The 23,020-nt window shown below is 69.8% G+C and carries 19 protein-coding genes; 16 read left to right on the forward strand and 3 right to left on the reverse strand.

The window, feature by feature from the left end:
• The 11 genes from AC1G9L_RS04015 (at nt 1) to lpxC (ending at nt 14,017) form a co-directional block, all read left to right on the forward strand.
• A complete protein-coding gene (locus AC1G9L_RS04015) occupies nt 1-1,473 on the forward strand; it encodes a UDP-N-acetylmuramoyl-L-alanyl-D-glutamate--2,6-diaminopimelate ligase (protein WP_481071005.1) in 1,473 nt (490 codons plus the stop codon).
• A complete protein-coding gene (locus AC1G9L_RS04020) occupies nt 1,470-2,984 on the forward strand; it encodes a UDP-N-acetylmuramoyl-tripeptide--D-alanyl-D-alanine ligase (RefSeq protein WP_481070324.1) in 1,515 nt (504 codons plus the stop codon). The genes AC1G9L_RS04015 and AC1G9L_RS04020 overlap by 4 nt, the downstream gene beginning before the upstream one ends.
• Nucleotides 2,974-4,059, forward strand: a complete 1,086-nt coding sequence (mraY, locus tag AC1G9L_RS04025) for a phospho-N-acetylmuramoyl-pentapeptide-transferase (protein WP_010344435.1) — start codon at nt 2,974-2,976, stop codon at nt 4,057-4,059. The genes AC1G9L_RS04020 and mraY overlap by 11 nt, the downstream gene beginning before the upstream one ends.
• A complete protein-coding gene (gene ftsW, locus AC1G9L_RS04030) occupies nt 4,059-5,378 on the forward strand; it encodes a putative lipid II flippase FtsW (protein ID WP_019800573.1) in 1,320 nt (439 codons plus the stop codon). Before mraY ends, ftsW begins: the two co-directional genes overlap by 1 nt.
• Nucleotides 5,375-6,613 (forward strand): undecaprenyldiphospho-muramoylpentapeptide beta-N-acetylglucosaminyltransferase, encoded by a 1,239-nt coding sequence (gene murG, locus AC1G9L_RS04035; RefSeq protein ID WP_481070325.1) that lies wholly within the window; start codon nt 5,375-5,377, stop codon nt 6,611-6,613. The genes ftsW and murG overlap by 4 nt, the downstream gene beginning before the upstream one ends.
• Nucleotides 6,610-8,046 (forward strand): UDP-N-acetylmuramate--L-alanine ligase, encoded by a 1,437-nt coding sequence (gene murC / locus AC1G9L_RS04040; RefSeq protein ID WP_010340124.1) that lies wholly within the window; start codon nt 6,610-6,612, stop codon nt 8,044-8,046. Before murG ends, murC begins: the two co-directional genes overlap by 4 nt.
• Nucleotides 8,043-8,984, forward strand: coding sequence for a D-alanine--D-alanine ligase (locus AC1G9L_RS04045; protein WP_019800267.1), 942 nt, complete (start codon nt 8,043-8,045; stop codon nt 8,982-8,984). Before murC ends, AC1G9L_RS04045 begins: the two co-directional genes overlap by 4 nt.
• Nucleotides 8,985-9,114: 130 nt before the next feature.
• A complete protein-coding gene (locus AC1G9L_RS04050; protein ID WP_481070326.1) occupies nt 9,115-9,969 on the forward strand; it encodes a cell division protein FtsQ/DivIB in 855 nt (284 codons plus the stop codon).
• A complete protein-coding gene (ftsA, locus tag AC1G9L_RS04055; protein WP_010340121.1) occupies nt 9,966-11,201 on the forward strand; it encodes a cell division protein FtsA in 1,236 nt (411 codons plus the stop codon). Before AC1G9L_RS04050 ends, ftsA begins: the two co-directional genes overlap by 4 nt.
• 294 nt (nt 11,202-11,495) lie before the next feature.
• Nucleotides 11,496-12,722 (forward strand): cell division protein FtsZ, encoded by a 1,227-nt coding sequence (ftsZ, locus tag AC1G9L_RS04060; protein ID WP_017909650.1) that lies wholly within the window; start codon nt 11,496-11,498, stop codon nt 12,720-12,722.
• A 380-nt stretch (nt 12,723-13,102) separates the two neighbouring features.
• Complete coding sequence (gene lpxC / locus AC1G9L_RS04065; protein ID WP_010340119.1) at nt 13,103-14,017, forward strand: UDP-3-O-acyl-N-acetylglucosamine deacetylase; 915 nt, start codon at nt 13,103-13,105, stop codon at nt 14,015-14,017.
• 145 nt (nt 14,018-14,162) lie between these two features.
• Here the strand turns inward: lpxC and AC1G9L_RS04070 are convergent, their stop codons facing one another.
• Nucleotides 14,163-14,639, reverse strand: coding sequence for a DciA family protein (locus AC1G9L_RS04070; RefSeq protein WP_010340118.1), 477 nt, complete (start codon nt 14,637-14,639; stop codon nt 14,163-14,165).
• A gap of 10 nt (nt 14,640-14,649) precedes the next feature.
• On the opposite strand from AC1G9L_RS04070, the gene AC1G9L_RS04075 reads away from it, so the two are divergent.
• Nucleotides 14,650-15,597, forward strand: coding sequence for a M23 family metallopeptidase (locus AC1G9L_RS04075; protein WP_010340117.1), 948 nt, complete (start codon nt 14,650-14,652; stop codon nt 15,595-15,597).
• Nucleotides 15,598-15,761: 164 nt separating this feature from the next.
• Nucleotides 15,762-18,503 carry a preprotein translocase subunit SecA gene (gene secA, locus AC1G9L_RS04080; RefSeq protein WP_019801209.1) on the forward strand — a complete coding sequence of 914 codons (2,742 nt, stop codon included), beginning with the start codon at nt 15,762-15,764 and terminating at the stop codon, nt 18,501-18,503.
• A 118-nt stretch (nt 18,504-18,621) separates the two neighbouring features.
• Here the strand turns inward: secA and AC1G9L_RS04085 are convergent, their stop codons facing one another.
• On the reverse strand, nt 18,622-19,809 hold the full coding sequence (locus tag AC1G9L_RS04085; protein ID WP_481070327.1) for an FAD-dependent monooxygenase: 1,188 nt from the start codon (nt 19,807-19,809) through the stop codon (nt 18,622-18,624).
• Between the two features lie 103 nt (nt 19,810-19,912).
• Between AC1G9L_RS04085 and AC1G9L_RS04090 the strand changes: the two genes are divergently transcribed.
• The 3 genes from AC1G9L_RS04090 (at nt 19,913) to AC1G9L_RS04100 (ending at nt 22,211) form a co-directional block, all read left to right on the forward strand.
• Nucleotides 19,913-20,467: a TetR/AcrR family transcriptional regulator gene (locus AC1G9L_RS04090; protein WP_019800909.1), complete on the forward strand. Its 555-nt coding sequence runs from the start codon at nt 19,913-19,915 to the stop codon at nt 20,465-20,467.
• Between the two features lie 171 nt (nt 20,468-20,638).
• On the forward strand, nt 20,639-21,013 hold the full coding sequence (locus AC1G9L_RS04095) for a VOC family protein (protein ID WP_019800910.1): 375 nt from the start codon (nt 20,639-20,641) through the stop codon (nt 21,011-21,013).
• Between the two features lie 235 nt (nt 21,014-21,248).
• Nucleotides 21,249-22,211, forward strand: coding sequence for a Nudix family hydrolase (locus tag AC1G9L_RS04100; protein ID WP_481070328.1), 963 nt, complete (start codon nt 21,249-21,251; stop codon nt 22,209-22,211).
• 156 nt (nt 22,212-22,367) lie between these two features.
• On the opposite strand, the gene AC1G9L_RS04105 is transcribed toward AC1G9L_RS04100, so the two are convergent.
• On the reverse strand, nt 22,368-22,985 hold the full coding sequence (locus tag AC1G9L_RS04105; protein WP_481070329.1) for a DUF4124 domain-containing protein: 618 nt from the start codon (nt 22,983-22,985) through the stop codon (nt 22,368-22,370).
• Nucleotides 22,986-23,020: the final 35 nt, after the last annotated feature.

Here is a 23,020-nt window from a genome sequence, read left to right on the forward strand (position 1 = left end):
ATGTCGCTGTCGCAACTGCTGCCGGGCGTGGCGCTGGCGCACGACGTGCAGGTGTCCGGGCTGGTCATGGACAGCCGCGCGGTGCGCCCGGGCGATGCCTTCGTGGCGATCGCCGGGTTCGGCGCGCATGGCCTGGGCTTCGTCGAGCAGGCGCGTGCCAACGGCGCGGTCGCGGTGCTGTACGACCCGCCGGCTCCGGCCGAACTGCCGGCGCCGGCCGACGCGATCGCGGTCCCTGGCCTGCGCGCGCGCATGGGCGCGATGGCCGACCAGTTCCACGGCCATCCGTCGCAGACCATGACCATGGCCGGGGTCACCGGCACCAACGGCAAGACCTCCACCGTGCAACTGCTGACGCAGGCCTGGCACCTGCTGGGCACGCGTAGCGGCAGCATCGGCACGCTCGGCGCCGGCCTGTACGGGCAGGTGCAGCCGACCGGCTTCACCACGCCGCTGGTGCTGCCGCTGCACGCGCTGCTGGCGCAGTTGCGCGACGCTGGCGCGCAGGCGGTGGCGATGGAAGTCAGCTCGCACGCGCTCGACCAGGGCCGCGTGGATGCGGTGCATTTCGACGTGGCGGTGTTCACCAATCTCACCCGCGACCATCTCGACTACCACGGCGACATGGCCAGTTACGGCGCCGCCAAGGCGCGCCTGTTCGCCACGCCGGGGCTGAAATCGGCGGTGGTCAACCTGGACGATGCGTTCGGCCGCGAGCTGCTGGGCACGCTGGATCCGGCGCTGCGCCGCATCGCGGTCAGCTCGCGCGGCCAGGACGGCGCCGAGGTGCGCGCCGAGGCGCTGCGCCTGGACGCGCGCGGCATCGGCTTCACCCTGGCGATCGGCGAGGAGCGGCATCCGCTGCAGTCGCCGTTGCTGGGCCGTTTCAACGTCGACAACCTGCTGGCCGTGGCCGGCGCGCTGCATGCGCTGGACGTGGCGCCGGTGCGCATCGCCGCCACCCTGGCGCAACTGCAGCCGATCCGTGGGCGCATGAACCGCCTCGGCGGCGATGGTGCGCAGCCGCTGGTGGTGGTCGACTACGCGCATACGCCCGACGCGCTGGAGCAGGCGCTGCAGAGCCTGCGCGCGCACGCGCAGGGCCGCATCACCTGCGTGTTCGGCTGCGGCGGCGAGCGCGACACCGGCAAGCGCCCGCAGATGGCGGCGATCGCGCAGCGTCTGGCCGAGCGCGTGGTGGTCACCGACGACAATCCGCGTGGCGAGGACGGCGATGCCATCGTCGCCGACATCCTGGCCGGCTTCGACGGCATGCAGGCGGTGCAGGTGCAGCGCGACCGCGCGCAGGCCATCGCCATGGCGGTCGCCGATGCCGGCGCCGAGGACATCGTGCTGATCGCCGGCAAGGGCCACGAGCCCTACCAGGAGGTCGCCGGCGTGCGCCATGCGTTCGACGATACCGAGGTCGCCGCGCAGGCCCTGCGCGCGCATGCGACGGAGGCGGCCCGATGAAGCGCCTGCCGTTGTCGATGATCGCGCACTGGGTCGGCGCCGAACTGCATGGTGACGATGTGGCGATCGACGCGATCAGCCACGACACCCGCAGCCTGGCTGCCGGCAGCCTGTACGTGGCGCTGCGCGGCGAGCGTTTCGACGGTCACGCCTTCGTCGCCGACGCCGCTGCGCGCGGCGCCAGCGCGCTGCTGGTGGAGCGTGTGCAGCCGCAGATCGAACTGCCGCAGATCGTCGTCGCCGACACCCAACTGGCGCTGGCGCGGATCGCCGCCGGCATGCAGCGCGGCCGCGCCACCCGCGTGGCCGCAATCACCGGCAGCAACGGCAAGACCAGCGTCAAGGCGCTGCTGCTGGCGATCCTGCAGCATGCCTGCCGCATCGACTGCGGCAGCGTCTACGCCAACCCGGGCAACCGCAACAACGAGATCGGCCTGCCGCTGGCGGTGATCGAGGCGCCGGACGACGCCGACTACGCGATCTACGAAATGGGCGCCGGCAAGCCGGGCGACATCGCCTATCTCACCGACATCGCCCCGCCGCAGGTGTCGCTGGTCAACAACATCGCCCCGGCGCACCTGGAGCGCCTGGGCAGCCTGCTCGGCATCGCCCAGACCAAGGGGGCGATCTACACCGCGCTGCCGGCCGACGGCACCGCGGTCATCAATATCGACGACGCCTTCGGGCTGTGGTTCGAGCAGCGCCTGGCGACGGCCGACGTGCGGCCGCAACTGCTGCGCTTCGGCCTGCAGCACGGCGCCGACGTCGGCGCGGCGCAGGTGCGCATGACCGCCGACCTCACCCGGTTCGTGCTGAACACGCCGCGCGGCGACGTCGAGGCGACGCTGCCGCTGCCGGGCCGGCACAACTTGCAGAACGCCCTGGCCGCCGCCGCGCTGGCGCTGGCGCTGGGCGTGGCCCCGGCGCGCATCGCCGCCGGCCTGGCGCAGGTGCAGCCGGTCCCCGGCCGGCAGATCACCCACACGCTGCCCGACGGCGCGGTGCTGATCGACGACAGCTACAACGCCAATCCCGGTTCCCTGGCCGCGGCGATCGATGCGCTGGCCGCGGCCGGCGGCGAGCGCTGGCTGGTGCTCGGCGACATGCGCGAACTCGGCGCCGACGCCGCAGCCCTGCACGCCAGCGGCGGGCGCCGCGCGCGCGACGCCGGGCTGACCCGGCTGTACGCGCTCGGCCCGCTCAGCGCCCACGCCGCGCAGGCCTTCGGCGAGAACGGCCGGGTGTTCGACAGCCATGCGGCGCTGATCGAGGCGCTGCAGCGCGACCTGGCGGCGGTGGCCGGGAATCGGGAATCGGGAACCGGGAATCGGCAAGAGCAGGATCAAGAGCAGGAATTCAAGCACATGCATGAGAACACCGGTGCGCCGTCGCATGGCGCGCTCCAGCCGGCCCCGGCCACGCTCCTCGTCAAGGGTTCGCGCGGCAGCGCCATGGACACCGTGGTCCGCGCGCTGCTGAACCAGGCACAGGAGGCGCCGCATGTTGCTTGAACTCGCCCGCTGGCTGCAGCAGCTCGAAAGCATGTTCGGGCTGTTCGGCTATCTGACCTTCCGCGGCATTCTCGCGGCGCTGACCTCGCTGTTCCTGTCGCTGTGGCTGGGCCCGGCGGTGATCCGCAAGCTGGCGCAGTTCAAGGGCGGCCAGCCGATCCGCCAGGACGGCCCGCAGACCCACTTCTCCAAGGCCGGCACCCCGACCATGGGCGGTTCGCTGATCCTGCTCACCGTGCTGCTGTCGGTGCTGCTGTGGGGCGACCTGCGCAACCGCTACGTGTGGCTGGTGCTGGCGGTGATGCTGGCGTTCGGTGTGATCGGCTGGTACGACGACTGGATCAAGATCGTGCGCCGCGACCCGAACGGGCTGAAGTCGCGCTGGAAGTACCTGCTGCAGTCGATCTTCGGCCTGGCCGCCGGCCTGTTCCTGTACTACACCGCCGACGTGCCGGCGGCGATCACCTTCTACATCCCGATGTTCAAGTCGATCGCGCTGCCGCTGGCCGGGATCAGCTTCGTCGCCATCGCCTATTTCTGGATCGTCGGCTTCTCCAACGCCGTCAACCTGACCGACGGCCTGGACGGCCTGGCGATCATGCCGACCGTGCTGGTGGCCTGCGCGCTGGGCGTGTTCGCCTATGCGTCGGGCAACGCGGTGTTCTCCGCCTACCTGAAGATCCCGACCATCCCCGGCGCCGGCGAACTGATCATCATCTGTGCGGCGATCGCCGGCGCGGGCCTGGGCTTCCTGTGGTTCAACACCTATCCGGCGATGGTGTTCATGGGCGACATCGGCGCGTTGGCGCTGGGCGCGGTGCTGGGCACCATCGCGGTGATCGTGCGCCAGGAACTGGTGCTGGTGATCATGGGTGGCGTGTTCGTCATCGAGACCCTGTCGGTGATGATCCAGGTCGCCTCGTTCAAGCTCACCGGCAAGCGCGTGTTCCGCATGGCGCCGATCCACCACCACTTCGAGCTGAAGGGCTGGCCGGAGCCGCGGGTGATCGTGCGCTTCTGGATCATTTCGGTGGTGCTGGTGCTGGTCGGCCTGGCCACGTTGAAGGTGCGCTGATGAACGACGCTGCCCGCCAAGCGACCCGCCTGGAGGCCATCGGTGGCCGCTACGACCCGTGGCTGCTCGGCGCCGCAGTGGCGCTGGCGTCGCTGGGCGTGGTGATGGTCGGCTCCAGCTCGATCGAGCTGACCACCAGCCCGTTCTACTACCTGAGCCGCCACCTGCTGTTCCTGGCCGGCGGCATCGGCCTGGCGTTCTGGGCGATGCGCACCGAGCTGAAGAACATCGAGCAGTACAACCAGTTGCTGCTGCTGGCCTGCTTCGGCCTGCTGCTGGTGGTGTTCGTGCCCGGCCTGGGCAGCACGGTCAACGGCGCGCGGCGCTGGATCAACCTGGGCATCTCGCGCTTCCAGACCGTGGAAGCGGTGAAGGTGCTGTACATCGTGTGGCTGTCCAGCTACCTGGTGCGCTTCCGCGACGAGGTCAACGCGACGTGGCCGGCGATGCTCAAGCCGCTGGGCGTGGCGGTGGCATTGGTCGGCCTGCTGCTGCTGCAGCCGGACTTCGGCTCCTCCACGCTGCTGCTGGCGATCACCGCCGGCATGTTGGTGCTGGGCGGGGTGAACCTGCCGCGCATGTCGATGCCGATCGTGATCGGCCTGCCGGTGTTCGCCTTCATCGCGATCCTCGAGCCGTACCGCCTGCGCCGCATCACCTCGTTCCTGGATCCGTGGGCCGACCAGCTCGGCTCCGGCTACCAGTTGTCCAATGCGCTGATGGCGGTGGGCCGCGGCGAACTGTTCGGGGTCGGCCTCGGTGGCTCGGTGCAGAAGCTCAACTACCTGCCGGAAGCGCACACCGACTTCATCTTCTCGGTCATCGCCGAGGAACTGGGCTTCGTCGGCGTGTGCCTGATCATCTCGCTGTACGCGCTGCTGGTCGGCCGCGCGTTCTGGCTGGGCATGCGCTGCGTGGAGATGAAGCGCCACTTCTCCGGCTACATCGCCTTCGGCATCGGCCTGTGGATCAGCCTGCAGAGCTTCGTCTCGGTCGGCGTGAACCTCGGCATCCTGCCGACCAAGGGCCTGACCCTGCCGCTGATCTCCGCCGGCGGCTCCAGCGTGCTGATGACCTGCGCGGCGATGGGCCTGCTGCTGCGCGTGTCCTACGAACTCAATCGCGCCGAGCGCCAGGTGGCGCTGGTGCGCAGCGACGCGGCAATGCCGGTCAAGCAGACCGTGGACAACGCCGAGGACCTGCACGCCGCGCGCGAGGCCAGCGCCAGCGCGGTCGCCGCGGCGATCCAGGGCACCCCGGGGCGTGGCACCAGCCGCATGCAGCCGCGGGTCGAACCCACCTTCGGGAGGCTCGGATGAGCGCGGTGCAGGGCGATCGTCCGGTGATGATCCTCGCCGGTGGCACCGGCGGGCACATCTTCCCCGCGCTGGCCGTGGCCAAGGTGCTGCGCGCGCGCGGCGTGCCGGTGGTGTGGCTGGGCGCGGCCGGGCGCATGGAAACGCGGCTGGTGCCGGAGCACGGCATCGAGCTGGACACGATCGAGATCGGCGGGCTGCGCGGCAAGGGCGCGCTGGCCCTGTTCGGCGCGCCGGTGCGGGTGATGCGCGCGGTGCGCGCCGCCGGCTTCGTGCTGCGCCGGCGGGCGCCGCGGGCGGTGATCAGTTTCGGTGGCTTCGCGGCCGGCCCCGGCGGCCTGGCTGCGCGGCTGCTCAAGTTGCCGCTGCTGGTGCACGAGCAGAACCGCGCGCCGGGCCTGACCAACAAGGTGCTGGCGCGGGTCGCGCGGCGCGTGCTGACCGGCTTCCCGGGCAGCTTCGCCACGCGCGAGGAAGCGGTGGGCAATCCGGTGCGCGCCGAGATCGCCGCACTGGCGCCGCCGGCGCAGCGCCTGGCCGCGCGCCACGGCGCGCCGCGGCTGCTGGTACTGGGCGGCAGCCAGGGCGCGCGCGCGCTCAACCAGGCGTTGCCGCAGGCGCTGGCCGCGCTCGGCGTGGCCGTGGAGGTGCGCCACCAGTGCGGCGAAGCGCTGCGCGAGGAAGCCGCGCGCGCCTACGCCGACGCTGGCGTCGCCGCCAGCGTCGAAGCCTTCATCGGCGACATGGCCGCCGCCTACGCCTGGGCCGACCTGGTGGTGTGCCGCGCCGGCGCCTCGACCCTGGCCGAACTGTGCGCGGTCGGCATCGGCAGCGTGCTGGTGCCGTTCGCCGCCGCCGTCGACGACCACCAGACCCGCAATGCCGAGTACCTGGTCGAGCGCGGCGCCGCCGTGCTGCTGAAGCAGGATGACGCCCTGGCCGGCCACCTGCAGCGCGTGCTGCGCGACCTGCTGGCACAGCCGGCGCAGCGCCTGGCGATGGCCGAGGCCGCGCGCCAGCTGGCCAAGCCGGATGCGGCCGAGCGGATTGCGGACATCGTGCTCGAAGAAGCCGGGAGTCGGGATTCGGGATTGGGGATTGGCAAAAAGCAGGAGCACAAGCAGGACACCATGCAGACACCCGTACAACGTGCAGCGCTGCGGCAACCAGCCGCCAGCGACACGAATCCCCAATCCCGAATCCCCAATCCCGGCACCTCCGCAGGAGGTGCCCTGTGATTCGCCGTCTCCACGACACCGGCGATCTGGTCCGCGCGTTCCCGCGCGTGCACTTCGTCGGCATCGGCGGCACCGGCATGAGCGGCATCGCCGAGGTCATGCTGACCCTGGGCTACGAGGTCTCTGGCTCGGACAACGCCGACAATGCGGCCACCCGGCGCCTGGTCAAGCTCGGTGCGCGGGTGATGCGCGGGCACTCGGCGGCCAACGTGCTCGGCACCGACTGCGTGGTGGTGTCCAGCGCGATCCGCGAGGACAACCCGGAACTGATGGAGGCGCGCAGCCAGCGCATTCCGATCATGCCGCGCGCGGCGATGCTGGCCGAACTGATGCGCTTCCGCCGCGGTATCGCGGTGGCCGGCACCCACGGCAAGACCACCACCACCAGCCTGGCCGCGGCGGTGCTCAGCGAAGGCGGGCTGGACCCGACCTTCGTGATCGGCGGCCAGCTGCTCGCCGCCGGCGCCAACGCCAAGCTCGGCGGCGGCCAGTGGCTGGTGGCCGAGGCCGACGAAAGCGACGGCAGCTTCCTGCGCCTGAACCCGCTGATCTCGGTCATCACCAACATCGATGCCGATCACCTGGAGAACTACGGCAACGACTTCGCCCGGGTCCAGGCGGCGTTCGCCGAGTTCCTGCAGCGCCTGCCGTTCTACGGCCTGGCGGTCTTGTGCATCGACGATCCAGAAGTGGCCGCGCTGGCGGCGAAGACCCCGCGCCATGTGATGAGCTACGGCCTCAGCGAGAACGCCGACGTGCGCGCCGAGGACGTGGTGCAGGACGGCCCGCGCATGCGCTTCACCCTGCGCCTGCCCGAAGGCAGCAGCATCCCGGTGACCCTGGCGCTGCCGGGCCGGCACAACGTGCTCAACGCACTGGCCGCCGCCGCCATTGGCTGGCAACTGGGCGTGGCCCCGGAAGCGATCGCCAGCGCGCTGCAGAGCTTCGCCGGCATCGGCCGCCGCTTCAACGACCTGGGCGAAGTGACCACCGCCGGCGGCGCGCGCGTACGCGTGGTCGACGACTACGGCCACCATCCGCGCGAGCTGGCCGCGGTGTTCGCCGCCGCCCGCGGCGGCTGGCCGGACAAGCGCCTGGTGGTCGCGTTCCAGCCGCATCGCTACAGCCGCACCCGCGACCAGTTCGATGCGTTCGCCGCGGTACTGTCGGAAGTGGACGCGCTGGTGCTCAGCGAGGTCTACCCGGCCGGCGAGGCGCCGATCCCGGGCGCAGACGCGCGTTCGCTGGCCCGTGCGATCCGCGCGCGCGGCCGCAGCGAGCCGGTCGTGGTCGGCCAGGTCGGCGAACTCGACAGCGTGCTGCCGGACGTGCTGCAGGACGGCGACCTGCTGCTGATGATGGGCGCGGGCGACATCGGCTACGTCGCCCAGCACATCGCCCAGCACGGCTTCGCCGGCGGAGCGGACGCATGAGCGCGCAGACCCTGCCGCCGCCGCGCGTCACCGACCCGGCCGGGTTCGGCCGCGTCGCCGTATTGCTCGGCGGCACGTCGAGCGAACGCGAGGTGTCGCTGAACTCCGGCGCCAACGTGCTCGAGGCGCTGCGCAGCCGCGGCGTCGACGCTCAGCCGGTGGATGGCATTCCCGCCTTGCTCGAGCGCATCCGCGCCGGCGAAGTCGATCGCGTGTTCAACATCCTCCACGGCGGCGACGGCGAGAACGGCGTGCTGCAGGGCCTGCTGCGCGCGCTGCAGGTGCCGTTCACCGGCCCCGACGTGCTCGGCAGCGCGCTGACCCTGGACAAGATCCGCACCAAGCAGGTGTGGATCGCCGCCGGCCTGCCGACCCCGGGCTTCGCCCGCATCGACGCCCAGGCCGACCTGGCCGCGGCCGCCGCCGCGCTGGGCTACCCGCTGTTCGTCAAGCCGGCCTGCGAAGGCTCCAGCGTCGGCGTGTTCCGCGTGCTGTCCGAGGCCGACCTGGCGCCGGTGCGCGCCTTCGCCGCCGACTACCGCGGCGAACTGCTGATGGAGCAGATGGTGCAGGGCGAGGAGTACACCGTCGGCATCCTCGGCGACGTCGCGCTGCCGTCGATCCGCATCGTCCCCGCCGGCGACTGGTACGACTACCACGCCAAGTACATTGCCGAGGACACCCAGTACCTGTGCCCGGGCATGCAGGGCGAGGACGAGACCGAGATCCGCCAGCTCGCGCTGCAGGCCTTCGCCGCCGCCGGCTGCAGCGGCTGGGGCCGCGTGGACGTGATGCGCGACCGCGTGCGCGGCCTGCAGTTGATCGAAGTCAACACCGCCCCGGGCATGACCAGCCACTCGCTGGTGCCCAAGGCCGCCGCGCAGCTGGGCGTGGATTTCGCCGGCCTGTGCTGGCGCATCCTGGAGCAGACGCTGTGAAGCCGGGATTGGGGATTCGGGATTGGGGATTCGCACCGTCGGCGCTTCGCGCCGCCGGCGAGTGCCGCTGCGCGCGTTGCGCCAATCCCCAATCCCCAATCCCCAATCCCGCGCACCGGAAGGTGCGCCAATGAACGCCTCCCTGCGCATCCTCGCCTGGCTGCTGGCGCTGGCCCTGGTCGCGCTGCCGATCGTAGCCGTGCTCAACGGTTGGGTCGGGGCCGAGCGCTGGCCGCTGAGCCGGTTGCAGGTGAGCGGCGACTTCAAGCGCGTGTCCGCCGAGCAGTTGCGCCAGGTGGTGCTGCCGTATGCACGCCGCGGCTTCTTCGCGGTGCGCCTGCAGGATGCGCAGGACGCGATCGAGCGCCTGCCGTGGGTCGAGAGCGCGCGCGTGCGCAAGCGCTGGCCGGACGTGCTGGAAGTGCGTGTCGTCGAGCATCGCCCGTTCGCGCGCTGGGGCGAAGACCGCATGCTGTCCGAGCAGGGCCGCATCTTCGCCCTGCCCAACGAACTGCGCGATGTGGCCCTGCCGCACCTGGCCGGCCCCGACGCCAAGGCCGCCGACGTGGTCGCGCTGTACAACGCCTCGCGCGCGCTGTTCGCCCCGGTCGGCCTGCCGGTGCAGGGCGTCGCCCTGGACGCGCGCGGCAGCTGGTCGCTGGCGCTGGGCAACGGCGTGCAGGTGGTGGTCGGCCGCGACGACGCGCGCGCCCGCCTGGAGCGCTTCGCCCGGGTGCTGCCGCAATTGCTGCAGCCGGGCCAGCCGCCGCTGGCGCGCGCCGATCTGCGCTACACCAACGGATTCACCGTGGCATGGGTACCCGAGAGCAAAGAGCCGAGTAAGGAGCCGGGCAAGGAGAAGAAGCCCGCGGCGCCGGCCCAGCCTGCGCGGCACGCGGCACTGGCCGACCCTCCATCCCATCGCGAGAGCCCGCTCTTCTCCCTTTCCCATTCCCGATTCTCTATTCCCGGCTCCAAGACATGAACCGCAAAGGCGACAAATCCCTCATCGTTGGACTGGACATCGGCACCTCCAAGGTCGTCGCGCTGGTCGGCGAATACTCGCCCGGCAACCCGATCGAGGTGATCGGCATCGGTTCGCATGAGTCGCGTGGGCTCAAGCGCGGCGTGGTCGTGGACATCGAATCCACCGTGCAGTCGATCCAGCGCGCGATCGAGGAAGCCGAGCTGATGGCCGGCTGCGAGATCCGCTCGGTGTACGCGTCGATCTCCGGCAACCACGTGCAGTGCAAGAACTCGCCGGGCATCGTCCCGATCCGCGACGGCGAGGTGACCTGGAACGACCTGGACCGCGTGCTGGAAGCGGCCAAGGCGGTGGCGATCCCGGCCGACCAGCGCATCCTCCACGCGATCCCGCGCGAGTACGTGCTGGACGATTCGCAGGAAGGCATTCGCAACCCGGTCGGCATGACCGGCGTGCGCCTGGAGGTGCACGCGCACCTGGTGGTGTGCGCGCAGTCGGCCGCGGCCAACATCAGCAAGTGCGTGCAGCGCTGCGGCCTGCAGGTGGACGATCTGATCCTGTCCTCGCTGGCGTCCTCGGTGGCGGTGCTGACCGCCGACGAGCGCGAGCTGGGCGTGGTGCTGGTGGACATGGGCGCCGGCACCACCGACCTGGCGGTGTTCGTGCAGGGCGCGATCTGCCACACCGCCTCGCTGCCGATCGCCGGCGACCATGTCACCAACGACATCGCGCACATGCTGCGCACGCCGACCCCGGAAGCCGAGCAGATCAAGGTGCGCTACGCCTGCGCCCTGGCGCAGCTGGCCACCGCGGAAGAAAGCATCCAGGTGCCCAGCGTCGGCGACCGTCCGCCGCGGCGCATGCCGCGCCATTCGCTGGCGCAGGCGGTGCAGGGGCGCTACGAGGAAATCTTCGAGATGGTGCAGGCCGAACTGCGCCGCTCCGGCTTCGAGGAACTGGTGCGCGCCGGCATGGTGCTCACCGGCGGCGCCTCGAAGATGGAAGGCGTGGTCGAACTGGCCGAGGAAATGGTGCAGATGCCGGTACGCGTGGGCATTCCCCAGCACGTCACCGGCCTGGGCGAAGTCGTCGGCAACCCGGTCCACGCCACCGGCGTGGGCCTGCTGCTGATGGGCAGCCAGATCGAACACCCGCGCCGCCCGTCGCTGCCGACCGGCCGCGCCGGTAGCTTGTTCAAGAAATTGAAGAACTGGTATCGCGGCGAGTTTTGAGGGCCGGGAATGGTGAATCGGGAATTGGGAATGGGTAAGAGCAAAAGCAAAGGCGGTGCTGCGGTGAGATCGGTGGAGAGCGGTGAGAGAAGGTAGGTAGCGTGGTTTTTTTGCAATTCCGCTGAGGAAAAGGTCCCGGGCTGGAAACGCACTGTTGCGATTCCCCACTCCCGATTCCCCATTCCCAGCTTCCAAACAACAACACTCGCCGAAGTGCGGGTGTCGGGACAGCGAACGGAGCGATCCGATTCCCCATTCCCGATTCCCCATTCACGGCTCAAAGAGGAAACGGACATGGCGCATTTCGAACTGATTGAAAAGATGGCACCCAATGCAGTGATCAAGGTGGTCGGCGTGGGCGGCGGCGGCGGCAACGCGGTCGCGCACATGGTCAGCAGCAGCGTGGACGGCGTGGAGTTCATCACCGCCAACACCGACTCGCAGGCGATCAAGAACTGCGGCGCCAAGCTGCAGCTGCAGCTCGGCACCAACGTCACCAAGGGCCTGGGCGCAGGTGCGAACCCGGAAGTCGGCCGCCAGGCCGCGCTGGAAGACCGCGAGCGCATCATGGACGCGCTGCAGGGCGCGGACATGGTGTTCATCACCGCCGGCATGGGCGGCGGCACCGGCACCGGCGCCGCGCCGGTGGTGGCGCAGCTGGCCAAGGAAATGGGCATCCTGACCGTGGCCGTGGTCACCAAGCCGTTCCCGTTCGAAGGCCGCCGCCGCATGCAGGTGGCGCTGAAGGGCATCGAGGAACTGAGCCAGCACTGCGACTCGCTGATCACCATTCCGAATGAAAAGCTGATCACCGTGCTCGGCCGCAACGCCACCATGATCCAGGCGTTCCGCGCCGCCAACGACGTGCTGCAGGGCGCGGTGCAGGGCATCGCCGACCTGATCGTGCGTCCGGGCCTGATCAACGTCGACTTCGCCGACGTGCGCACCGTGATGTCGGAAATGGGCCTGGCGATGATGGGCACCGGTTCGGCCCGCGGCGACGACCGCGCGCAGGCCGCTGCCGAAGCGGCGATCCAGAACCCGCTGCTGGACGACGTCAACCTGGCCGGCGCCAACGGCATCCTGGTCAACATCACCGCCGGCCCGGACTTCACCATGGCCGAGTTCGACGAGATCGGCCGCACCATCGAGGGCTTCTCTTCCGAGGACGCCACCGTGGTGGTCGGCACCGTGCTGGATCCGGACATGCAGGACGAAGTGCGCGTGACCGTGGTCGCCACCGGCCTGAACCGTGCGGTGTCGCGCCAGTCGCAGCGTCCGGAGCAGCGTGCGCCGATCAAGCTGGTGCGCAACGCCACCACCGGCCAGCCGGAGTTCGGCGACTTCGAGCACGGCGGCGATGCCGTGTCCAAGGCGGTCGGCGGTGCGATGGGCCTGGGCCTGCGCCGTCCCAGCGGCGACGGCATGGGCGCGGCGCCGTCCGCACCGGCGCCGGCCGCGGCCGACCTGCCGAGCGACTACCTGGACATCCCGGCGTTCCTGCGCCGCCAGGCCGACTGATGCCGTCCCTGGCGCAGCCGTCCGGCTTGCGGATGGGCCTGCCCGGCCATCCATGGCCGGGCGCGGGGCCGCTCGCGAAGCAGTGCTTCGCAAGCAAGCGGCCCGCCCTGCGCCTCCAGGCCGACTGAGGTCTGCGTCATCGGCCGGCGCGTGCGCCGGCCCGCAACACCGCCGTCCGGGAGCGCCTCCCTGGCCGGCGCGCCATGTCCCTTGCTGCCGGGTCCCCGCGACCCGGCAGGTTTTTGCGACCGCGACGCCGGCACGGGCCAGTGTTGCAAGCATGGGATGCTGTGACCGCTTTGTTAAAATTTAGCTAAACGCGTGATATTCTCGTTGTCTGTTCAGTTCCCGTGCGAACAGACGTTCCCAGACTGTCTGCCATGACCCAGCAACGCACCCTCAAGAACACGATCCGCGCCACCGGCGTGGGCCTGCACAGCGGCGACAAGGTCTACATGACCCTGCGCCCCGCACCGGCCGACCACGGCATCGTGTTCCGACGCGTGGACCTGGATCCGGCGGTGGACGTGCCTGCCGATGCCGAGCTGGTCACCGAGACCACGCTGTGCACCGGCCTGAGCCGCGGCCAGGCCAAGATCCAGACGGTGGAGCACCTGATGTCGGCGATGGCCGGCCTCGGCGTGGACAACGCCATCGTCGAACTGTCCTCGGCCGAACTGCCGATCATGGACGGCTCGGCCGGCCCGTTCGTGTTCCTGCTGCAGTCGGCGGGCATCGTCGAGCAGGACAAGGCCAAGCGCTTCATCCGCATCAAGCGCGAGGTCGAAGTGCGCGACGGCGACAAGATCGCCCGTTTCGTGCCGTACGACGGCGGCTACAAGCTCGGCTTCACCATCCAGTTCGACCACCCGATGATCCCGGCCAAGCAGTCGCGCCAGGAAATCGAGTTCTCGACGATGGCCTACATCAAGGAAATCTCCCGCGCGCGCACCTTCGGCTTCATGCGCGACCTGGAGTACATGCGCGAGCGCAATCTCGGCCTGGGCGGTTCGATGGACAACGCCATCGTGCTCGACGAGTTCCGCGTGCTCAACGACGACGGCCTGCGCTACGCCGACGAGTTCGTGCGCCACAAGATCCTCGATGCGATCGGCGACCTGTACCTGGCCGGCGGTGCCATCCTCGGCGCCTACGAGGGCTACAAGTCCGGCCACGCACTGAACAACAAGCTGGTCCGCGCCCTGCTCGCCGAGCAGGCGGCATGGGAATGGGTCAGCTTCGAATCCGCCGCGCAGCAGGCGCCGGTGGCCTACGGGGCGGCGGCTTACGCCTGAACCCGTTTAACCCGGTGACGGCCGGGTAGGGATCACGGAATCGGCAATCGACCGGTTCTTCTTCTCCTCTTAACGCCGATTTAACGAATCGGTAACGACCTGACGCCCGACGCCCGCTAGGATGCGTCGGTCGCGGCGTGCGTGTCTACGTACGTCGACGGCCACGGTCGGAGCCCGTGGTCGCATCGGGCGTCGCGGAGACGACGTCCTGCAGGGAAGCCAGGGCCTCGCGCAACCCCTTATGCGTGGCCGCAGAAACCGGAGCTGGCGTGCTTCTTGCCTGCTGCATTGGGGAATGCGCGGGTGCAGTCGCAGTCTTGACGGTCACTTTGGTGGCTTTCAGCCCGAGGGAACGGGCCGCAGCAAGGATGTCGGCCTCGGCCAGCCTGACCCGGGCGTGCCAGACCGGAGACTCAACGAGAAAAACGAGCTGTTCGCCGTTCACGTTGGCCAACCGACACCGCGAGGCCAGGTTCGGCGGCAGATGGGGGCGTAACTGCCGGTCCAGCGCGTCGAGCCACAGGGCGCGGCGCAACGGGTCGCCCGCCTTGTCCGCCAGTGCGGCGTCCAGCGCCGGCTGCGGCGTGGCGGTATGGCCTTCGCCGGACTTTCGCTTAGACATGAAAACTCATATGACGTTCAAGAAGATCGTAATCCGTTCCAGTGAAAAGGGGGTCAAGACGTTGCCGTGGCGATTGCGCGATTTCGCCGATCGCCGCCCCTTCGCCGCGCTCGGTTCCGTGCTCGGCCTCGGCATGGTACTCGGCATCGGCGTCAGCGCTGCAGCCGGGTGGGGTGGTTCGGCGCAACTGCGCGCCAAGCTCGAGCGGCAGGACCAGGAACTGGCGCAGGTGCGCCGCGACGCGCAGACCCAGGTCAACGCCCTGGCGGCGCGGCTGGGCGAACTGCAGGCGCAGGCGACCCGGCTCAACGCACTCGGCGATCGCCTGACCCGCATGGGCAAGCTGCAGGACGGCGAGTTCGATTTCGACCAGCCGGTCGGCGTCGGTGGCGGCGACGACGAGCCCAGCCACGACATGCCCGCGCAGCAGCTCGGCAAGGAACTGGACGGGCTGCAGCAGCAGTTCGCCACCTCCGGCCAGCAGCTGTCGGTGCTCGAATCGCTGCTGTTCGACCACCAACTGGACCAGAACGCGGTGCCCTCGCGGATGCCGATCCGCAACAGCTACATCACCTCGGCCTTCGGCGGCCGCGCCGATCCGTTCGGCCGTGGTACCGGCAACCACAAGGGCATCGACTTCCACGCCAATGTCGGCGACCCGGTGCTGGCGGTGGCCGACGGCGTGGTCAGCTATTCCGGCGTGCGCGGCGGCTACGGCAACGTGGTCGAGGTCGACCACGGCAATGGCTATGTCACCCGCTATGCGCACAATTCGCGGTTGTCGGTGAAGGTCGGCGACCTGGTGCGGGTCGGCCAGGAAGTGGCCAAGGCCGGCTCCACCGGCCGTTCCACCGGCGCCCACGTGCACTTCGAGGTGTGGAAGGACGGGGTGGTGGTGAACCCGGCCAAGTTCCTCGGCGATGGCGCCATTCCGGTGGGCCGCCGCGGCCGCGGCTGAGCCTTGCGGGGCCTGGCGTGCCGGCGCTTGAATCGCCGGGCGCCGCCCCAAGCTACAATGTGCTTTGCCATCGACAGGGCGCCTCGCGCCCTGTTTCGTTTGCGGCCCGTCGATTCCATGGGGGATCGGGCCGTCGAGGCGTTCCTTTCCAACCGGTTCCTTCAATGATCAACAGTCTGCTTACTCGCGTTTTCGGTAGCCGCAACGAGCGCCAACTGCGCCAGCTCCACCGTATCGTCGCCAAGATCAATGCGCTGGAGCCGGAGATGGAGCAGCTCTCCGACGAGCAGCTGCAGGCCAAGACCCCGGAACTGCGCGGGCGCATCGCCGGCGGCGAGACCCTGGACAAGGTGCTGCCGGAAGCGTTCGCGGTGTGTCGCGAGGCCAGCCGCCGCGTGCTGGGCATGCGCCACTACGATGTGCAGTTGATCGGCGGCATGGTCCTGCACCTGGGCAAGATCGCGGAAATGCGCACCGGCGAGGGCAAGACCCTGGTCGCGACGCTGCCGGTGTACCTCAACGCGCTGGAAGACAAGGGCGTGCACGTGGTCACCGTCAACGACTACCTGGCGCGCCGCGACGCCGCGCAGATGGGCAAGCTGTACAACTGGCTGGGCCTGAGCGTGGGCGTGGTGTACCCGGGCATGCCGCACAGCGACAAGCATGCCGCCTATGCCGCCGACATCACCTACGGCACCAACAACGAATTCGGCTTCGACTACCTGCGCGACAACATGGCGCTGTCCAAGGCCGACCGCTTCCAGCGCGGGCTCAACTACGCCATCGTCGACGAGGTCGACTCGATCCTGATCGACGAAGCGCGTACGCCGCTGATCATCTCCGGCCCGGCCGACGAGTCGCCGGAGCTGTACATCCGCGTCAACCGCATCGTGCCGCAGCTGATCAAGCAGGAGTCGGAAGAGGGCGAGGGCGACTTCTGGGTCGACGAGAAGGGCAAGCAGGTGCACCTGTCCGAGGCGGGCATGGAGCACGCCGAAGAACTGCTGCGCGCCGCCGGCATCCTCACCGACGAGGAAGACCGCCTGTACGGCGCGCAGAACCTGAGCGTGGTCCACCACCTCAACGCGGCGCTGCGCGCGCACGCGATCTACCAGCGCGACGTGGACTACATCGTGCGCGACGGCGAGGTGGTGATCGTCGACGAGTTCACCGGCCGCACCCTGCCGGGCCGGCGCTGGTCCGACGGCCTGCACCAGGCGGTGGAGGCGAAGGAAGGCGTGCCGGTGCAGCGCGAGAACCAGACGCTGGCCAGCATCACCTTCCAGAACCTGTTCCGCATGTACAAGAAGCTGTCCGGCATGACCGGTACGGCCGATACCGAAGCCTACGAATTCCAGAGCATCTACGGCCTGGAAGTGGTGGTGATCCCGACCAACCGCCCGACCATCCGCAAGGACTGGCCGGACCAGGTGTTCCTCAACCGCCAGGGCAAGTTCAACGCGGTGCTGGCCGACATCGAGGATTGCGCCAAGCGCGGCCAGCCGGTGCTGGTCGGCACCACCTCGATCGAAACCTCGGAGATGCTGTCCGAGCACCTGCGCAAGGCCGGCGTGAAGCACGAAGTGCTCAACGCCAAGCAGCACGAGCGCGAAGCGCAGATCGTCGCCAACGCCGGCCAGCCGGGTGCGGTGACCATCGCCACCAACATGGCCGGCCGCGGTACCGACATCGTGCTCGGCGGTTCGCTGGAAGCCGAACTGCATGCGCTGGGCGAGGAGCCGGACGAGGCCACGCGCGTGCGCCTGAAGGCGGCGTGGCAGGAGCGCCACGACGCGGTCAAGGCCGCCGGCGGCCTGCACATCATCGGCACCGAGCGCCACGAATCGCGGCGTATCGACAACCAGCTGCGCGGCCGTTCCGGCCGCCAGGGTGATCCGGGTTCCTCGCGCTTCTACCTGTCGCTGGAAGACAACCTGATGCGCATCTTCGCCTCGGACTGGGTGCAGAAGGCGATGCGCATGATGGGCATGAAGGAAGACGACGTCATCGAGGACAAGCTGGTCAGCCGGCAGATCGAGAAGGCGCAGCGCAAGGTCGAGGCGCACAACTTCGACATCCGCAAGAACCTGCTCGACTTCGACGACGTCAACAACGACCAGCGCAAGGTGATCTACGCCCAGCGCGACGAGTTGCTGGACGCCGAGTCGGTGAAGGAGAACGTCGACGGCATCCGCGACGACGTGATCTACGACATCGTGTCGCGCTTCGTGCCGCCGAACTCGGTGGATGACCAGTGGGACCTGCCGGGCCTGGAAGCCACGCTGGCCAGCGAGCTGGGCCTGTCGCTGTCGATCGGCGACCTGGTCAAGCGCCACGAGGAACTGGACGCGGACGGCATCGTCGAGAAGGTGCGCGAGGAAGTGGACCGCCATTTCCGCGAGAAGGAATCGGCGATCGGCAGCGAGACCATGCGCGCGCTGGAGAAGCACGTGATGCTGACCGTGCTCGACCAGAGCTGGAAGGAACACCTGGCGCGCATGGACTACCTGCGCCAGGGCATCCACCTGCGCGGCTACGCGCAGAAGCAGCCCAAGCAGGAATACAAGAAGGAAGCCTTCGAGCTGTTCTCGGAGATGCTGGAGCACGCCAAGCGCGAAGTGGTGACCCTGCTGGCGCGGGTGCGCATCCGCAGCGAGGAGGAAGTGGCGGCGCTGGAGGCGCAGGAGCGCCAGCAGATGGAGGCGCAGCTGCGCCAGGCGCAGTTCCAGCACCAGGACGCCGGCGGCTACGGCGCCGACGAGGAAGCCGAGCAGGTGCAACGCGGCGAAGCGGGAGCGCCGACCGTGGCGCAGGTGACCCGCGAAGCGCCGAAGGTCGGCCGCAACGATCCGTGCCCCTGCGGCAGCGGTAAGAAGTACAAGCACTGCCACGGCCAGCTGAGCTGAGCCTGGCCTGGCCGCACGGTGGCGCATGCGCGCCGCCGCTGCGGGCCGGCCCTCCTTCAGGGGTGAAGACGCGGCTCCGTTGCTCCCGCAGATGCGCGGGACGGCGGCGATCCGCCGCTCAGTTGCCCAGTTCGGCCAGGCGCGCCGCCAGCCTGCGTTGGATCAGCGGCGCATGATCGATCAGCCCAAGCAGGCCGTTGCGGACCGTGCGCGTCACCGGCGCGGTGGCGGTGGCCGCGCGGGTCATCGCGTCGGTCATGCGCACCACGCCGCGGGCGATGCGGCGGCGGCGGGTCGCCCAGGCGTCCAGGCCTTGGTCGTCGTGCTGGCGTAGCGCCTGCTGCAGCGCCGTCGCCAGGGCGACCGCGTCCTGGATGCCGGTGTTCATGCCCTGGCCACCGGCGGGGCTGTGCACGTGCGCCGCATCGCCGCACAGCAGGACCCGCCCCCGGCGCATCTGCGCGGCCACCCGGTGCTGCAGATGGAAGTCCGAACGCCACAGCAGTGTGTCGACGCGCGCGCGCCCACTGCGCGGTCCGCGCGCATCGAGCAAGGCCTGCACCTGCGCCAGCGTCGGCGGCCCGATTGCGTCCGTCACCGTGGCCACGATCCGGTGGCGATCGCCCGCGGTACCGTCGGGTTCCGGCAACGGCGCCACCACCATCAGGCCCTGCGGCGAGAAGAACAGGCTGACTTCGTCGCGCGGCAGCGGCCAGGCCATGCGCACATCGGCCAACACGAACGTTTCCGCGTAGTCACCGCCCTCGAACGCGATCCCGGCGCCCTGCCGCACCGCGCTGTGCGCCCCGTCGCAACCGACGATCCAGCGCGCATGCACCTGCCGCCGGCGCTGCTGCGGCAGTTCCAGGTCGGCGCCGATGCCGTCTGCTGACTCTGCGAACGAGAGCAGTCGCGCGGGCCGCCACACCGTGGCCGAGTCCGGCACCAGCGCGTCGGCGAGGATCGCTTCGGTCGCGTTCTGCGGGCACATCAGCGCATAGCGGTGCGCCGAGGGCAGGTCGTCGAAGCCGATCTGCAGCAGCACCCGGTCGCCGTCGCGCACGCGGAAGATGGTGGTGCGTACGCCTGCCGCGAGCAGGCGCGGCACCACGCCCAGCGGTTCCAGCATCTCCAGGGTGCGCGCATGGATCACCGCCGCGCGCGAAGTGTTCAGCCCGGCCGGATGCCGGTCGACCAGCAGCGAGGCGATCCCGAGCCGGTCCAGCGCCAGGCGCAGCGCCAGTCCGCTGGGGCCGGCACCCACGATCAGGACCTCCGTCGATCGCGTGTCGCAGTTCGCGTTCATCGCATCTTCCTGGGTAAGCGTGTGTTTACATCCTGCGCCGTTTCCGGGGTGGAGTAAACTTCTGTTTACAAGGGCCGCACCTGTGCCCTGCACAGACGCATCCGTGACCCGTTCGCAGGCAACCAAGGACCGCATTCTCGAATCGGCACGCGCGCTGTTCGCGTTGCACGGCTACGACGGCACCACGGTGCGCCAGATCGCCGCGCGGGCGCAGGCCAACGTCGCACTGGTGATCCGCTACTACGGCAGCAAGGAGCAGTTGTTCCTGGCCGCGGTGGAGTTCGACCTGCGCCTGCCGGATCTGCGCGACCTCCCGGCCGGGGACGTGGGCGAGCGCCTGGCGGTGCATTTCTTCGCGGTCTGGGAGGACGCACCGTCGGGCCATCAGCTGGTGGCCTTGCTGCGCGCGGCGGTGAGCCACGCCGATGCGAAGGCGCGGATCACGGAGATCTTCGAGAGGCAGCTGCGTACCGCGGTACGGCGTTACCTCGGGCCGGGCGCGGCAGCGGAGACGCGCGCTGCGCTGATCGCCTCGCAGATGCTGGGCTTCGCCCTGGTGCGCTATGTGCTGAAATTTCCTGCCAGGGGCCTGACCCGGCCGCGCGCAGTGCGGGTATTGGGAGAGACGCTGCAGCGCTATCTGACGCAGCCTCTGTGAGGGCTGGGCGCGTTTGCCAAGCCCGGCCGCACGATGGCGGTCGCGCGCGGGTGGCCGGATGGCGTGGGCATGGACAGAGCGTCGCGTGCGCGCGCGTTCTTGCTGGCGCATGCGCCGTCGCGACGTGGCATGCTCGGTCATGGATCGCTCGAACACCTTGGAGAAATCGCCTTGGATGCCTCTCCCAGCCGGGAACTGAAGGTCTTCGTGCCGGCGCAGGATTTCGCGCTGTCGGCGCAGTTCTATGCGGACATAGGCTTCGCGGCCGAGCCGCTTGGCGACGGCCTGATCTGCTTCCGCCATGGCGACCGTTGCGCATTCCTGCTGCAGGATTTCTACCACGCGGGCCTGGCGCACAACCTCGTGCTGCACCTGTGGGTGGAGGATGCCGATGCGTGGTGGCGGCGGCTGCAGGCGGCCGACCTGGCCGGCCGCTACGGCGCGCGCCTGGGCGAGCCCGAGGACCGGCCCTGGGGCATGCGCGATTTCACCTTGCACGATCCCGGCGGCGTGCTGTGGCGGATCGGCCATGGCTTGGTGGCCTGAGCGGTGCGCGCTGGATGTGCGGCGCCGACACGATGCAGGCGGTCGCACAGGGGCAGCGGTGGTGGCGGGCCAGTCTGCGCATGATCTTGCCTTGGCGTAGCAGCCCGGCCAGCAGGGCACGCCGACGCGCAGCGCTGAGTTTCCGGATTGCATTGGTGCCGCTTACATGGCCGATCGCCGCCGATGTGAACCCGGTTGATTGCGTTGGCGCTGCCGGAAACGGCAAGCTTGCGCCATGTCCGAACCGCTCAGATCCATTCATGTCGTCGCCGGCGTCATCACCGATGCGCGCGGCCGTATCCTGCTGACCCGCCGTACCGAGGGTCGCGACCTGGCCGGCCTGTGGGAATTCCCCGGCGGCAAGCGCGAGCCCGGCGAGACCTCGGAGCAGGCGCTGGTGCGCGAACTGCAGGAGGAACTGGGCATCGATGCGGTGGTCGGCGAGTGGCTGATGGAAGTGCCGCAGCGCTATCCGGACAAGCGCCTGCGCCTGGAAGTGCGCCAAGTGTCGGCGTGGAAGGGCACGCCGCGCGGCCGCGAAGGCCAGGCCCTGACCTGGGTGAGCGCCGACAAGCTGGGCCGCTACGCGATGCCGCCGGCCGACCAGCCGGTGGTGGCGATGCTGCGCCAGCCCGCCTGCTACCTGGTGACGCCGGAGCCTGCTGAGCCGGGTCCCTGGTTGGCGGCGCTGCAGCGCGCGCTGGACGCTGGCGTGCGCCGCGTGCAGTTGCGCGCGCGTGGCGTGCCGGCCGAGCAGTGGCTGCCGCTGGCGCGGGCCGCGGCAGCGCTGTGCACGACGCGTGGCGCGCAGGTGCTGGTCAACCGCGATGTGGCGCTGGCGCAGGATCTGGGCGTAGGCGTGCACCTGGGCGCGGAGCAGCTGCCGCAGTGGCAGGCGCGTCCGCTGCCGGCCGCACAGCCCGTGGCGGCGTCCTGCCACACGCTCGAAGAGTTGCAGATGGCGCAGCACCTCGGTTGCGATTTCGCGGTGGTCGGGCCGCTGGAGGCCACCGCCAGCCATCCTGGCGCCGCCCCGCTGGGCTGGGAGGCGTTCGAACACCTGCGCGAGCAGGTCGCCCTGCCGATCTACCCGATCGGCGGCCTGCTGCCGAGCCAGGTGGCCGAAGCGCGCCGCCACGGCGGCCAGGGCATCGCCGCGATCCGCGGGCTGTGGCCGCTGGCGGCCGATGTGGCGTGAGTGCGGCGACAGCAACCGCTTCCCGTAGGAGCGGCTTCAGCCGCGACCGTGCAGCCACCGAGACGGCCCGATCGCGGCTGAAGCCGCTCCTACAGATGATGCGGTGCGCACACAGGGAGCCGCTGTCGCGATTCCCCATTCCCCATTCCCGGCTTCTCAAAAACTGATCCAGAAGCAGTCGTACTGCCGGCGCAGGTCCAGTACGGTGGAGGCCGGGGTGATGCTGCCGGCGAGGGTCTGCTGCAGGCGCAGGCCGGTCGGATGCGGGCGCGATGGCGCCTCGGCACCATTGGCATCCGCCGCTGCCGACGTGGCCGTTGCCGCGGATGCGGTTGTCGACGACGTGACAGCTGCAGCGTCGGTAGTCGCGCTGCTGTCCGGCAGCACCGGCACGATCGCGACCAGGGGGCGGCGCACGATCGCCTCCAGCCGGTCGAAGATGCGTTGCGCGCCGTCGTCCGACACGCCGTTCCACCAGTACAGCGCCGATAGCCGATTGACGTCGCGGGCGTCCACGGCGCTGCGGATCTGCTGGACCAGCACACTGAGCCGGCGCACGCACTGCGGCGGCGCCAGGCCACGGGCGTTGCTGCCGACGTTGCCGGGCGCGGCTGGTGGCGGCAAGCGGTCGATCGCGCCGACGTCCTCGCAGCGCCGATCGCTGAACACGGTGGTGCCGTCGGGGCCGGTGCAACGGTTCACCCGCTGCGCCATCGCCGGCGTGGCGAAGACGCACAGGCACAACAGCAGCAGGATCGGCGGAAGGGCGCGCATCGCCGCAGGGTAGCTGCAGCCGGCGTGACCGCGGA

Source organism: Xanthomonas sp. NCPPB 1132 (genome assembly GCF_056629235.1).